The organism is Phenylobacterium sp., from assembly GCF_036263695.1.
GTDB lineage: Bacteria > Pseudomonadota > Alphaproteobacteria > Caulobacterales > Caulobacteraceae > Phenylobacterium.
The window spans coordinates 1-13412 of record NZ_DATAGM010000403.1 but is presented as its reverse complement, the minus strand read 5'-3'; the positions used below and the strand labels follow the sequence as shown (position 1 = coordinate 13412).

11 protein-coding genes are annotated in these 13412 nt (G+C 70.3%); 9 read left to right on the top strand and 2 right to left on the bottom strand.

Going from position 1 to position 13412, the window contains the following annotated elements; genetic code table 11:
• Positions 1-99 precede the first annotated feature (99 nt).
• Entirely contained in the window at positions 100-1146 is a 1047-nt protein-coding gene (locus VHK87_RS16235) for a glycine zipper 2TM domain-containing protein (protein WP_329635932.1), read from the bottom strand.
• A 336-nt stretch (positions 1147-1482) separates the two neighbouring features.
• On the opposite strand from VHK87_RS16235, the gene VHK87_RS16230 reads away from it, so the two are divergent.
• Complete coding sequence (locus VHK87_RS16230) at positions 1483-1842, top strand: hypothetical protein (protein WP_329635931.1); 360 nt, start codon at positions 1483-1485, stop codon at positions 1840-1842.
• 23 nt (positions 1843-1865) lie between these two features.
• Here the strand turns inward: VHK87_RS16230 and VHK87_RS16225 are convergent, their stop codons facing one another.
• Positions 1866-2591, bottom strand: coding sequence for a glutathione S-transferase family protein (locus VHK87_RS16225; RefSeq protein ID WP_329635930.1), 726 nt, complete (start codon positions 2589-2591; stop codon positions 1866-1868).
• Between the two features lie 111 nt (positions 2592-2702).
• On the opposite strand from VHK87_RS16225, the gene VHK87_RS16220 reads away from it, so the two are divergent.
• From VHK87_RS16220 to VHK87_RS19505, 8 genes are all read left to right on the top strand, one after another.
• Positions 2703-3032, top strand: coding sequence for a hypothetical protein (locus VHK87_RS16220; protein ID WP_329635929.1), 330 nt, complete (start codon positions 2703-2705; stop codon positions 3030-3032).
• 310 nt (positions 3033-3342) lie between these two features.
• Positions 3343-4806: a hypothetical protein gene (locus VHK87_RS16215; protein WP_329635928.1), complete on the top strand. Its 1464-nt coding sequence runs from the start codon at positions 3343-3345 to the stop codon at positions 4804-4806.
• A gap of 66 nt (positions 4807-4872) precedes the next feature.
• Positions 4873-7482: a TonB-dependent receptor domain-containing protein gene (locus tag VHK87_RS16210; protein WP_329635927.1), complete on the top strand. Its 2610-nt coding sequence runs from the start codon at positions 4873-4875 to the stop codon at positions 7480-7482.
• A 317-nt stretch (positions 7483-7799) separates the two neighbouring features.
• Positions 7800-8600 carry a type II secretion system protein N gene (locus VHK87_RS16205; RefSeq protein ID WP_329635926.1) on the top strand — a complete coding sequence of 267 codons (801 nt, stop codon included), beginning with the start codon at positions 7800-7802 and terminating at the stop codon, positions 8598-8600.
• Positions 8597-10648: a type II secretion system secretin GspD gene (gene gspD, locus VHK87_RS16200; RefSeq protein ID WP_329635925.1), complete on the top strand. Its 2052-nt coding sequence runs from the start codon at positions 8597-8599 to the stop codon at positions 10646-10648. Before VHK87_RS16205 ends, gspD begins: the two co-directional genes overlap by 4 nt.
• Positions 10645-12117 carry a type II secretion system ATPase GspE gene (gene gspE / locus VHK87_RS16195; protein WP_329635924.1) on the top strand — a complete coding sequence of 491 codons (1473 nt, stop codon included), beginning with the start codon at positions 10645-10647 and terminating at the stop codon, positions 12115-12117. Before gspD ends, gspE begins: the two co-directional genes overlap by 4 nt.
• Positions 12104-13321: a type II secretion system inner membrane protein GspF gene (gene gspF, locus VHK87_RS16190; protein ID WP_329635923.1), complete on the top strand. Its 1218-nt coding sequence runs from the start codon at positions 12104-12106 to the stop codon at positions 13319-13321. Before gspE ends, gspF begins: the two co-directional genes overlap by 14 nt.
• On the top strand, positions 13318-13412 hold a 95-nt coding region (locus VHK87_RS19505; RefSeq protein WP_414694156.1), incomplete at its 3' end, for a prepilin-type N-terminal cleavage/methylation domain-containing protein. The genes gspF and VHK87_RS19505, both read left to right, overlap by 4 nt.

Sequence of the window (13412 nt, the reverse complement as noted above, 5' to 3'; positions counted from 1 at the left end):
AAGCGGCGGCCGCCGGCCCGTGGAAGCGGCCTCCCGATGAGCGGACAAAGCAACGCCCCCGCGCCGTTTCTCGCGCGGGGGCGGAGCCGTCGGTGAGGTCTAGCGGCTGCCGTAGCGGTCGTTGCGCTCATCGCGGTAGCTGCGCTCGTCCCGACCGTGGCGGACATCATCGCGGATCGTCGCGCTGAGACGGTCCAGCCTGGCCGTGATCGTCGCCTCGCTCCGAGGGCTGAGGAAGCCCCGGCGATTGCGCAGCGACCGTTCTTCACGCTCGATGGCGGTCAGGGTGCGGAGCGCCTGGGCGCCTTCCGCACGGCTGAGCCGGCCATTGTCCATGTTGCGGCGGATGCGCTGGTCGAGCTCGGCCTGGCGCTCGTCGATGCTCTGCGCGCCCTGAGGATAGTCGACCCGCTGCGGGCGCCCGTCGGTGGAGATCCAGCGGCCGCGGCTGTCATAGTAGCCCACCGCTTCGCCGCGCACCCAGCGGCCGTTCTCGTAGTAGCCGGGCTGAGGATCGGCGATCCAGGCGCCGCTGGCGTCGCGCCGTCCGGCCGCTTCTCCAGAGATCCAGTGGCCGTCCGAATTGTAGCGGCCCGTCGCGGGGCCCGCGATCCAGCGGCCGGAGCGGTCGTAGTGGCCGGCCGCGGCGGCGACCCAGCGGCCGTCACTGGTATAGTAGCCGCCCGCGGAGGCGGGAACCCAGAGGCCCCTGGCGTCATAGTAGCCGGCGGTGGAGGCGTCGGTCGCCGCTTGGATCCAGCGGCCGTCACGGTCGTAATGCCCGCGAGGCACCCCGTCGACCCAGGCGCCGTTGCGGTCAAAGTAGCCGCTCGCGCTGTCGCGGGCGACCGCATTGGCGTGCCAGACGCCGTTGTCGTCGTAGTAGCCGTAGGCGCGGGTGCAGTCCTGCTGGCCCTTGGTCACCTGGTTGCCGATCAGCGCGCCGGCGATGCCGCCGATGACCGCGCCCTGAGTGCGGTCGCCGCGGCCGGCGATGGCGCTACCCGCGGCGGCCCCGATGCCGGCGCCCACCACGGTCCCCGCGACCCGGTTGTTCTGCCGTTGCTCGCAGGTCTGTTGCGCAAGCGCGGCGCTAGGGATCAAGGCCGCGGCGCAGACGCCGGCGACCAGGGTTTGAATTCGCATTGAGTGAGGCTCCTGGGGACGAGGCGTACTCGTCCCGACGGACAATATGTAAGCTTTCGACTCAGAGCCGTCAAGTGGTTGAGCGAACAAACCTAAACCAAACAAAATAGTGCTAAACATAATGATGATTATCTGTCGTGAGAATGCTGTAACTCGCCAACAGAAATCTAGAAATGGCGGCGGGGAGTGGAACGAATCTTACGGTAGCGCTTTAGATATAATAAGCAAAAATGGGGTGGCTACTTTTGCAGGGCCCGCCTCGGTCGAGGTGGCGCCGCCGCCTCGCGCGCGCGCCGCCAGCGGCGCTTAGACAGACGACAGCCGAGGAGCGACTCGATGGCCTGGAACAACCCCCTTCGCCGCAGAGCGTCCGCCGACGGCGTAGTGTCCGACCCGGCGCCCCTGACCGGCGACGATATGCGCGCCGCCTACAAGGAGGGGCGGCGCGACGCCCGCAGGCAGCGCAAGCGCCACCCGCTCGGCATGACGCTTTTGTTCGCAGCCGCCGCGGTCGGCCTTGGCGTCATCGCCTATGCAACCTTCGAGGGCTCTTTCGGACGCGGGGGCGAGCGCCTCGACTCAGATCTGGCCGTGGCCGCCGACAACGCCGAACCGGTCGTGCGTGACGCCGCTCAGCAGGCCGGGGCGCAGCTGAAGGAGTCCATGTCCGGCGGCGAGCCCAAGACCACCCCGTAGGGGGCGTCTAGACTGACGCCCGACTAAGCCGTGGACGTCTCTTCCGCCGCCGCCAGATCGGCGGCGGCCTTGGCCATCATCTTCTGGAAGGCGCCGCTGCGGATCAGCTCGCGCCGCTCCTCCAGACCTCTGTGCAGTTCGACGAGGACCCTGGCCGCAGCGTCCTGGCGCTGGATGGCTGCCCAATAGGCGGCGACCTTCCGGTTCGCCGGGATCGGGTCGTCCACGCCCACGGACGGCAGCACGTTCTCCACGAGGAAGAGGGCAGGGACGAGGGCGCAGTCGGCCATCGTCAGCCGTCCGCAGCAGGCGAACCCGTCCTCGCCGATCATCCGGTCAAGCGCCTTGAGATTGCGCACGACCTGGCCGCCGAGCAGGTCGACGATCCCCTGGTTGCGCGTGGCGGCGCGGGACTGCGGCGAGAGCATGAACATGTTGTTCATGATGTAGATGTCGCCGATGCGCGCGATCGTCCGGATGTGCGCCGTCTCACGCGGCGTCGCGCCGAGCATCGAAGGCTCCGGGTAGATCTCTTCCAGGTACTCGGCGATCACCTCCGACTCCGGCATGGCGTCGCCGTCGATGTCGAGCACCGGGATGCGGCCGATCGGATGGTCCTGGCGGAACTGTGCGGTTCCGAATGTCGCCGGCCGCACAATCTCGATGTCGGTGAGGCCCTTGGCGTAGATCTGCATCCTGACCCGAGCGGAGTAGGGACTCAGATCCCCGGAATAGAGCTTCATCGCCATGTCGAGCACCTCCTGTGGCCCGCCAGTGGATCACGGCGCGTGCGGCCCGTCACCGTACAAGCGCGCCGCCACGGGATGGCCTGAGCCCGCGCGCCGGGCTAACTCCTTGGCATGGCACGGACGAAGCAGAGCGCCGAATTCGACATCGAGGTCGGCGGAGAGCCCTATCTCTGGCGCCTTCAGCGCAAGCCCCATTGGTCCAGCGACCCTGCGGAGCGGCGCGGCATGGGCGTCGCCGTGCGTCACCGGGAGGGGCAGCGGGAAGCCGTGCTGCAGTTCCCGCCGGGCCCGCAGCCCCGGTTCGGCGCCCCGCAGCTGCAGGCCGCACGGATCGACCCGGAGCTCGTCGCGAAAGCCATCGAATCCGCCATCGCCGCGGGATGGGAGCCGCTGTCCCGAGGCAAGACGGTCACCTTCCTCGTGGATGAGACCGGCGGCTGAAATATGGAGGGGCGCTCGAGCCTCTAGAGCCCCAGACCGGGTCCCACCACAGGAACGAACTCCTCGCGCGCTTCAACGCAGAGTCTCCGGTCTGTACAGCTTCGCGGGCGAGGTAGGTCGACAACCCCGCAGGTCGTCCAGCTGTGGGCGCCGCTGGGGCGGCAAGCTTAGCCACAAACCTGTCACAGAGCCTTAGCGCAGCTGTCACGACGCCTGCCTAGAAGGGCGCCGGGCAGGCGGGCGGCTGGGGCTGGACAGCTTCTTTGAGCGCCATCGCGTGCACCGTCAGACGATACGGTGGAGAAGCACGATGACCGGGGTTCCGAAGCTGAAGACCCTACTGATTACGGGCCTTAGCGCCCTGGCGCTGGCCGGCTGCGGCGGCGGGGGCGGCGACAGCATCGCTTCGCCGGGCGAGGGCGGATTCTCCGGCGGCGGCGGCGGCGGCGGTGGCGGCGGCGGTGGCGGCGGTGGTGGCGGCGGAGCCGCTGCGGACTGCCCGGCCGGCTTCACCAATGTGGGCACCATCGCGGGCGGAACGCTCCGCGCCTGCCAACTTCCGCAGACCATCCTCGGCAACTTGCTGGTGCCGGCCCGCCAGGGCACCGTCTACGCCATCAGCGGCCGCACCGACGTCGGCCAGGACCGCGGCGCGGATCCGGCCAATCCGCTGGCGGGGACCCAATCGGGCACCCTGACCATCGAGCCGGGCGTGCGCATCTACGGCAGCGGCGGCCTCGACTACCTCAACGTCCAGCGCGGGTCGCAGCTGATCGCCGAGGGCACCCCGACCAATCCGATCATCTTCACCAGCCGCACCGATATCGAAGGCACGGACGGCGCCGACACCATCGGGCAATGGGGCGGCATCGTCCTGAACGGCCGCGCGCCGATCAACGCCTGCCCGGCGGGCGCGACGCCGCCCAGCATCAACTGCGTGGCCACCTTTGAAGGCGGCGTCTCGCTCTACGGCGGCAACACCCCGAACGACTCCTCGGGCCGGATCCGCTACGTGCAGGTCAAATACCCGGGCTTCGAGGTGCAGCCGAACCGCGAGCTGAACGGCATCAGCTTCAACGGCGTCGGCGCGGGCACGATCGTCGACCACGTCCAGGTCCACAACAGCTCGGACGACGGCATGGAGATGTTCGGCGGCACAGTGAACCTGCGCCACATCGTGCTGACCGGGAATGACGACGACAGCCTCGACACCGACAACGGCTACCGCGGCGCCATCCAGTTCCTGCTGATCCGCCAGCGGGCCAACGGCGGCGACCGGGGCTTCGAGATGAGCTCGGCGGGCAGCGCGGCGCTCAATTCGGCGCCGAAGGTCGCCAACTACACCGCCATCGGCACGACCCGCGTCGGGGCCGGCGACGTCCAGGTGCTGAACACCGGGACCGGCGGCCGGTTCATGAACGGCGTCCATGTCTCCACCCACACCAGCGCGGCGTGCCTGGACGTGGACGACAGCTCGACCATCGCGGCCGGCCCGCGCTGGGACTCGGTGGTCTTCTCGTGCGCTGTCCCGTTCAACGCGGACGCGGACGACGAGGCGGCCCTGTTCAACGCCGGGACCAACAACGCCACGACATTCGCTTCCACCCTGAGCGGCTTCGTGAACGGGGCCGGCGAGAACGCCCGGCCGGTGTTCAACGCCGCCAGCGTCGATCCCTTCTTCCAGAACGTCAGCTACATCGGCGCGGTCCGGGACGCGAACGACACCTGGTGGCAGGGCTGGACCTGCGGCCTCGCCGGCGGCGCCAGCTGCTGATCTCGCGGGCGGGGCCCTTCGCGGCCCCGCCTCTCTCGACTCGACGACTCTCAGGGGCCTCCTCACATGACCCACTCCACCCGCCCTCTCCTGGGCCTGCTGCTCTGCACGAGCGCGCTCCTGGCGCCTGGCCTCGTGCACGCCCAGGCGGCCGGCCGGGCCGCGCCTCCGGCGGAGGGCGAGGTCGAAGAGCTCGTCGTTCGCGGCCGCTACATCCCCGAGGTGATGCGCGAGACCTCCGAGGTGACCAGCGTCGCCACGGCCGAGGACCTGCAGCGCCAGGGCGACGACACGGCCGCCCTTGCGCTGACCCGCCTGGCGGGCCTCAGCGTCGTCAGCGGCAAGTTCGTCTACGTCCGGGGCCTGGGCGAGCGCTATTCGTCGGCGATGCTCAATGGCTCTCCGTTGCCGAGCCCCGAGCCGCTGCAACGGGTCGTGCCGCTGGACCTGTTCCCCAGCAACATCCTGGCCAGCGTCAACGTCCAGAAGACCTACTCGGTCAACTACCCCGGCGAGTTCGGCGGCGGGCTCATCGATCTGCGCACCCTGGCCGTTCCCGACGAGCCGTTCCTGACCATGGGCGCCAGCCTCGGCGCCAACTTCGAGACCACCCTGAAGCGGGGGATCACCTACTACGGCGGCGACCACGACTGGCTGGGCGTCGACGACGGCACGCGCGAGCTGCCCGGGCCGGTGCGGACCGCCATCGAGACGGGCCGGCGGATCGACTCCACCAACTTCAGCGACGCCGACCTGCAGGTCATCGGCCAGAGCTTCGAGAACGCCAACATCAACGTCCTGCAGAACCTGGGCGACGTGCCGTTCAACGGCAGCTTCGACATCTCCGGCGGCCGCTCCTGGGCGCTGGACTGGGGCACGCTCGGCTTCGTGGCGGTCGGCGGCTTCGACTCCAGCTGGTCCACCCGGCGGGCGACCCAGCAGGAGGGCGTCGTCAGCCTGGACGGGCTCTCGGTGCAGGAAGACCTGCAATCGCTCTCGACCCAGAACGACATCGTCATCAACGCCCTGGTGAGCGGCGCCCTGGAGACGGACAACCACGCCATCCAGTGGACCAACTTCTACGTCCGCAACGTCACCAAGGAGACCCGCTCCGTCGAGGGCGAGAGCGCCCGGGCCTCCAACTTCATCCGTGACGACCACACCGCCTGGTACCAGCGCGAGCTGTTCGACACGCAGCTGACCGGAGAGCACGAGTTCGGCGATCTCGAGATCGACTGGCGCGGCTCCTACGCCCGCACGGAGCGCGACGCGCCCTACGAGCGGCAGGTGCGCTACCGGCTGGTCGACGGCAATTACCTGCACAACCCGCAGTCGGACGCCAACTTCATCCGGTTCGGGGAGCTGGAGGACACCGCCGCCAGCGCCGCGGTCGACTTCCGTTACCGCTGGGAGAACTCCTGGTTCACCGACACCACGCTGTCGGCGGGCCTGGCCTGGCTCGACACCGACCGGTTCTCGGACCAGCGGGTGTTCCGCTTCACCACCACGACCACGCCGCCGCTATCTTTCCAGATGCAGCGGGTGGACTACCTCTACTCCGACTTCAACATCGGCCCGAACGGCCTGATCCTGCGCGAGGTGACCGGCTCCGAAGGCGCTGCCGCCTACGAGGCGGGGCTGACCACCCGGGCCGCCTACGCTCAGTTCGAGGGCGAAGTGCTCCCCGCCGTGCGGCTCACGCTCGGCGCCCGCTACGAGGAGGGCGAGCAGACCGTCCAGGCCGTTGACCTGTTCGACACCGGCGTGCCGCTCGAGGGCCGCAAGCTGGAGAACGACTACGTCCTGCCGGCCGGCACCATCACCTGGAACTTCGCCGAGGACCAGCAGCTGCGCTTCGGGGCCTCCAAGACCATCGCGCGCCCGCAATTCCGGGAGCAGGCGCCGCAGCTCTACCTCGACCCGGAGTCGGACCGCACCTTCATCGGCAACCCGTACCTGCTGGACTCCGAGCTCCTGAACCTCGACCTGCGCTACGAGCGCTACTTCGACCGTGGCCAGTTCGCCACCGCCGGCGCCTTCTACAAGGACATCGACCGGCCGATCGAGTCGGTGGTCAACGAGTCCGGCTCGGGCCTGCAGCAAAGCTTCCTGAACGCGCCGCGGGCCGTGCTCTACGGCGTCGAGGGCGAGTTCAAGAAGTACTTCGAACCCTCGTTCGGGGTCAGCTGGATCGACGACAAGCGCTGGCTGATCTCCGCCAACTACACCTACACCAAGAGCGAGGTGCGGGCGGAGGACGGCGACGTGGTCTTCCCGCGTACCGAGGCCGGCCGCCCCGCGCCGGCGACCACCTTCGTGACCAACGGCAGCCGCCTGCAGGGCCAGTCCGAGCACCTGGCCAACCTCCAGTTCGGCTTCGAAAGCCTGGACGAGATGACCCAGGCCACCTTCCTGCTGAACTACGCCTCGGAGCGGATCACCGCCCGCGGCCAGTCCGGCGCGCCGGACTTCGTGCAGGATCCGGGGCTGATGCTGGACTTCACCTTCCGCCACCGGTTCGAGAACTGGGGCCGGGAGTTCACCTTCGGCGTCGAGGCGCGCAACCTCCTGGGTGAGGAGTTCATCGAGTCCCAGGAGCTGGGCGGCGACGAGATCATCCTCAACGGCTACGAGCTCGGCACCAGCCTCAGCGTCAGCGTCTCCACGCGGTTCTGATTTGCTCCTCCTCTCGCCCGAGGCGCAGCCCGAGGGGAGAGGATAAAGGATAGGGGCGATCGGGCCTCTCGGCTCCACCGGATGGCGCCCCGCGAGCGAGGCGGCGCCGTTGCGTCCTTCGTCTAGCCGCCTGCGGGGCGGCGAGGCCGCTTCACCCCTCTCCTCATTCCTCTCCCTTCGCGCTTCGCGTCGGGGGGAGGAGGCAGGGCGACAACCCCGCCCACTGTCACGTTTGTTTCATCCAAGCGTCACGGGAGCGTCAGCCCGGTCCGCCAAAAGTCCCGCGCCCGCCGAGACGGCGGTGAGGGGGATAGAGGTTGAACCTCAGGTTTGAAGGGTTCCGGGGCGTGCCGCCGAGGCGGCTGCTGCGCGGGTTGGAGGTGGTGCTGGTCGCGGCGATCGTGGCCGAGGCGGCGCACCTGGCCTGGGCGGCCGCAACGCCGCTGTCGCCGCAGGGCGCCGCGCCGATGGCCGTGCGCCTGCCCGCGCCGGTGGACCTCTCGATCCTCGAACGGTTCGATCCCTTCTTCCGCCGCGGCGACGAGAGCTCTGTCCAGGCCGCCGCCGGCGGCGAAGCGCCCTCCGGCCCGGTCCTCTATGGCGTGCGCTCCGGCGGCCGCGGCTCGGCCATCCTGGCGGTCGGCGGCGGCGCGCAGCAGATCTACGACGTCGGCGACGAGGTCGCGCCCGGGCTGGTGCTGGCCGCTGTCGGCGCCGATCACGTGGTCCTCAGCCGCGGCGGGGCCAAGCAGAAGCTGGGCTTCCCCACATCAGCCGGCGGCGGCGCGTCCGCGCCTCACGTTCCGGCGGCGGCGCCGGTCACAGCGCCGCCGGGCGCGGTCGATCCGAAGCGACTGCTCGATGAGACCTCGCTGCTGCCCCGCCTGCAGGATGGCAAGCCCAGCGGCTACCAGGTGATGGCCCCGGCCGCGAGCCCGGCCCTCCAGGCCGCAGGCCTGCAGCGCGGCGACGTCCTGCTGGCGGTCGACGGCGTCGGCCTGACGCCTGAGCGGGTCGCCGAGCTGCCGCAGACCCTCGCCAGCAACCCCGAGGTCGAGCTGCGCTTCGAGCGCGCCGGCCAGGTGATGACCAAACGCGTTCGGATGGAGCCCCGTTGAAGCGCCTAGCCAAAATCGCCCTGTTCGCCAGCGCTCTGTGCTTGGCGAGCCCGGGGGCCGCCGCCCTGGCGCAGCAGGGACAGGTCCTCAACCTGCAGGACGCCGACATCCGGGTGTTCATCCAGGACGTGGCCCGCGCCACCGGCCTGACCTTCGTCGTGGATCCGCGGGTGCAGGGCCGCGTCACCGTCTCCAGCCAGGAGCCCCTGTCCCAGACCGAGCTGTTCGAGGTGATGCTCTCGACCCTGCGGGCCAACGGCCTCGTCGCCGTGCCGTCCGGAAACCGCACCTACCGCATCGAGCCTGCGGCCGGCGCGGGCCAGGCCGGCGGGCCCCAGGCGGCGGGTTCCGCCGCCGGCTTCTCCACACAGGTGTTCCGCCTGCGGGCCCTGGACGCCAAGTCCGCGGCCGAGACGCTTCGCCCGCTGGTCAGCCCGCAGGGTGCGGTGATGCCCAGCCAGCGCGGCAACCTGCTGGTCGTCGCCGACTACGCCGACAACCTGCGCCGGGTCCGCAGCCTGCTGGCCCAGGTGGACCAGGACCGCGGGACCACGGAGACGGTCACCCTGCGCTCCAGCTCGGCCCGGGAGATCGCGGGGGTGCTGAACGAGCTGCTGGCCGGCCCAGGCGGGGATCCGCGCGCGCGCAATGGCCTCGTCTCCATCGTGGTGGTGGACAGCAGCAACTCGATCATCCTCAAGGGCGAGCCCGAGGTCGTCCAGCCGCTGCTGGGCGTGATCGCCGACCTGGACCGCCGGGCCGAGAGCGCCGGCGACGTGCGGGTCGTCCAGCTACAGCACGCCAACGCCGAGCAGCTGGTCCCCGTCCTGCAGCAGCTGGTGGGCCAGGCGCCGACCGTTGCGTCGACCGCCGCCACCGGCGGGCAAGGGGAGGGGGCGGCGCAGGCCGCCCAGGCGGCCGCGGCGGTGGTCCCCGCCGTCGCCAGCTCCGGGGGCGGCCGCGCCAACATCGGCCGCTATCCCGGGGCCAACGCCATCATCATAGCCGCCGATCCCGAGACCCAGCGGATGCTGGCCGAGGTGATCCGCCAGCTCGACGTGCGGCGCCAGCAGGTGCTGGTGGAGGCCATCGTGGTGGAGGTGTCCGACGAGGCGGCCAAGCGGCTGGGCGTCCAGTTCGCCGTCGCCGGGATCAACGGCTCCAACATCCCCTTCGCGGCGACCAACTATTCCAACACCGCGCCCAACCTGCCGGCCATCCTCGGCGCGGCCGCGGCCGAAGGGAAGCTGCCGGAGAACTCCACGACCATGGAGCTGCTGCGCAACGCGGCGGTCTCTTCGCTGCTGGGCGCGAACGGGATCATCACCGGGGGCGCCGGGAACATCAACGACGACGCCCTGTTCGGGCTGATCATCAACGCGGTGAAGAGCGACACGGCCTCTAACCTGCTCTCCACCCCCTCGATCATGACCCTGGACAACCAGGAGGCCACGCTGCTGGCCGGGCAGGAGGTGCCGATCACCACCGGCGAGGTGCTGGGCGACGACAACAGCAATCCGTTCCGCACCATCCAGCGCCAGAACGTCGGGGTCGCCCTCGAAGTGAAGCCGCAGATCAACGCCGGCGGCACGGTCACCCTGTTCCTGCGCCAGGAGGTCTCCTCGGTGGCCGGCCCAGTTAGCGCCAATTTCGAGGAGCTGATCCTCAACAAGCGCGAGATCACCACGACGGTGAATGTCGACGACGGCGAGATCGTCGTGCTCGGCGGCCTCCTGGACCAGAACGAGCGCATCTCGGTCGAGCGCACGCCGCTGCTCGGCGACGTACCGGTGCTGGGGCACCTGTTCCGCGGCACCAATAAGCAGAAGACCAAGACCAACCTCATGGTCTTCATCCGGCCGACCATCGTGCGCGACGCCGCCGGGGCGCGCGCCCTGACCGGACCGAGGTTCGGCTACATCAGCGACCGGCAGCCCCGCCGCGACGCGGCGGCCCTGAGCGACCTGGAGGCGCTGGTTCGCCACTACATGGGGGCGACGCCGCCCAACGCCCTTCCGCCCGCCGCGCCGCCACAGGCGCCTCAATGAGCGTCCTCGCCTATCCCTTCGCCAAGAGCTGCGGCGTCGTCCTGCTGGACTTCGACGGCGTCGCCCGCGTCGGCCTGCGCGAGGGCGCCGATCCGGCCGCCCTGATCGAAGCCCGCCGGGCGCTCGGCGCGCCGATGAAGGTGGAACACCTCAGCCGCGCCGACTTCGAGCGGCGGCTGTCGGAGGTCTATGCCGGCGAGGGGCTGTCCGGGCCCGGCGACGACTTCGACATGTCGGGCGGCCTCGAGGGGCTCGTCGATGACATCCCGGTCGCCGCCGACCTGCTGGAGACCCAGGACGACGCCCCCATCATCCGGCTGATCAACGGCCTGATCGCCGAGGCCGTGCGGCTGGGCGCCTCGGACGTGCACATCGAGCCCTTCGAGCACGCCCTGGTCGTCCGGATCCGCGTCGACGGCGTCATGCGCGAGGTGCTGAGCCTGTCGCAGCGGCTGTCGCCTCTGCTGGTCTCGCGCGTGAAGGTCATGGCCCGGCTCGACATCGCCGAGAAGCGGCTGCCGCAGGACGGCCGGATATCCCTCTCCCTCGGCGGCCGGGCGCTGGACGTGCGGGTCTCGACCCTGCCGGCGCGGGCCGGCGAGCGGGTGGTGATGCGGATCCTCGACCAGGCCCAGGCGGGCCTCAAGCTGGAGCAGCTGGGCATGGCGCCCGGCGTGCTGCAGCTGTTCCGGGGCGCGCTCTCCGAACCCAACGGCATCGTGCTGGTCACCGGCCCGACCGGGTCGGGCAAGACCACGACCCTCTACGCCGGGCTGTCGCTGCTGAACGATTCGAGCCGCAACATCCTGACCATCGAGGATCCGGTCGAATACGCAATCGCCGGCGTCGGCCAGACCCAGGTGAACCCCAAGGTCGGCATGACCTTCGCCGCGGGCCTTCGGGCCATCCTGCGCCAGGACCCAGACGTGGTGATGGTTGGCGAAATCCGCGACGTGGAGACAGCTCAGATCGCGGTCCAGGCCAGCCTCACCGGCCACCTGGTGCTCTCCACGGTGCACACCAACGACGCGGCCGGGGCCATCACCCGCCTGCGCGACATGGGCGTCGAGCCGTTCCTGCTGGCGTCGACAGTCCGGGTGATCCTCGCCCAGCGGCTGGTGCGCCGGCTGTGCCCGAGCTGCCGGCGCCCGCAGCCGGCCGATGAGAGCACGGCGCGGTTGGTAGGTGTGGCGTGCGGCCACGTCCTCTACCGCGGCGGCGGCTGCGCCCACTGCAACCAGACCGGCTATGTCGGTCGGATCGGCGTCTACGAGGCCGTGCGCATCGACGACCGGATCCGCCGGCTGATCGGCGAGAACGCCGACGAGGACGCCATCGCCGCCGCCGCCTTCGAGCAGGGCGGGCGCCTCTCGGAAGCGGCGCGCCGCTACGTGGCCGAGGGGATCACCACGGTCGAGGAGGCGATCCGTGTCACCCGCCAGGAAGCGCCGGACCATGTCGGCGTTTGAGTATGTCGCCCTGGACGGCGGCGGACGGACCCGCAGCGGCGTCATCGCCGCCGCCACCGAGCGCGCCGCGCGCCAGCAGCTGCAGTCCAAACGCCTGGTGCCCGTCCGCCTGTCGCCGGCCACCGAGGGCGCGATCGCGAGCGCGCCGACGCGGCGGCTGTTCCCCGACCGGCTGAGCGTCAAGCAGCTGGCCCTGTTCACCCGCCAGCTCGCCACCCTGGTTTCCGTGGCCCCTCTCGAGGAGGCCCTGCGCACCCTGTCGCTGCAGGCCGAACGACCCGTTCTGCGGCGGGCGCTGACCGGCGTGCACGCGGGCGTGCTGGAGGGCTACCGCCTTTCCGAGGCGATGCGCCGGCAGGGCGCAGCCTTCCCGCCGCTCTACCGGGCGATGGTCGCCGCCGGCGAGACCTCCGGCACGCTGCCCGCCATCCTCGAGCGCCTAGCCGACCTCCTGGAGACCGACGAGCAGGCGCGCACCCGGCTCGCCACCGCGCTGATCTACCCGGCCGCGCTGACGGTGACCGCCCTGGCGGTGATCGCCGCCCTGTTGACCCTCGTGGTGCCCAAGGTCGTCGATCAATTCGACTCCATGGGCCAGCAGCTGCCGTGGCTCACCCGAGCGATCATCTTCATCTCCACCGGCCTTCGGGACTGGGGGTGGCTGATCGCGCTGGTGCTCATCGCGGCCGGCGCTGGGTTCGCCTGGGCGCTTCGCCGCCCGCCGTTCCGGCGCAAGGTCGACGGCGCGATCCTCAAGGCGCCGCTGGTCGGGCGGCTGATCCGCGACCTCCATGCCGCGCGGCTGGCCCGCACCCTCGCCACCATGATCGCTGGCGGCCTGCCGGTGCTCGAGGGGCTGATGCTCACCGCGCCCACCATCACCAACTCGGTGCTGCGCCGCGCTGCCGAGGAGATGGCCAACACGATCCGCGAGGGAGGCAGCCTGTCGGCTGCCATGCGCCGCGTCGAGGTCTTCCCGCCGTTGCTGGTCTACATGGCCGCCAGCGGCGAAAGCAGCGGCCGGGTCGAGCCCATGCTGGCCCGGGCCGCCGACTACCTGGAGCGGGAGGTGGGCGCTTTCACGGCCACCGCCCTCAGCCTGCTGGAGCCGGCGATCATCATCGTGATGGGCGCGGTGGTGACCCTGATCGTCCTCTCGATCCTCCTTCCCATCCTGCAGATCAACACACTGGCGTTCCGATGACCGACCTTGCCTTGCGCCCCCAGCGGCGCCCGCACGCCGAAGCCGGCTTCACCCTCGTCGAGGTGATGGTCGTGGTGGTCATCATCGGCCT

Excerpts from the sequence above, each read along its gene's own strand:
- VHK87_RS16235 (WP_329635932.1), bottom strand. The coding sequence starts at position 1,146 with ATGCGAATTCAAACCCTGGTCGCCGGCGTCTGCGCCGCGGCCTTGATC.
- VHK87_RS16230 (WP_329635931.1), top strand. The coding sequence starts at position 1,483 with ATGGCCTGGAACAACCCCCTTCGCCGCAGAGCGTCCGCCGACGGCGTA.
- VHK87_RS16225 (WP_329635930.1), bottom strand. The coding sequence starts at position 2,591 with ATGGCGATGAAGCTCTATTCCGGGGATCTGAGTCCCTACTCCGCTCGG.
- VHK87_RS16220 (WP_329635929.1), top strand. The coding sequence starts at position 2,703 with ATGGCACGGACGAAGCAGAGCGCCGAATTCGACATCGAGGTCGGCGGA.
- VHK87_RS16215 (WP_329635928.1), top strand. The coding sequence starts at position 3,343 with ATGACCGGGGTTCCGAAGCTGAAGACCCTACTGATTACGGGCCTTAGC.
- VHK87_RS16210 (WP_329635927.1), top strand. The coding sequence starts at position 4,873 with ATGACCCACTCCACCCGCCCTCTCCTGGGCCTGCTGCTCTGCACGAGC.
- gspE (WP_329635924.1), top strand. The coding sequence starts at position 10,645 with ATGAGCGTCCTCGCCTATCCCTTCGCCAAGAGCTGCGGCGTCGTCCTG.
- gspF (WP_329635923.1), top strand. The coding sequence starts at position 12,104 with ATGTCGGCGTTTGAGTATGTCGCCCTGGACGGCGGCGGACGGACCCGC.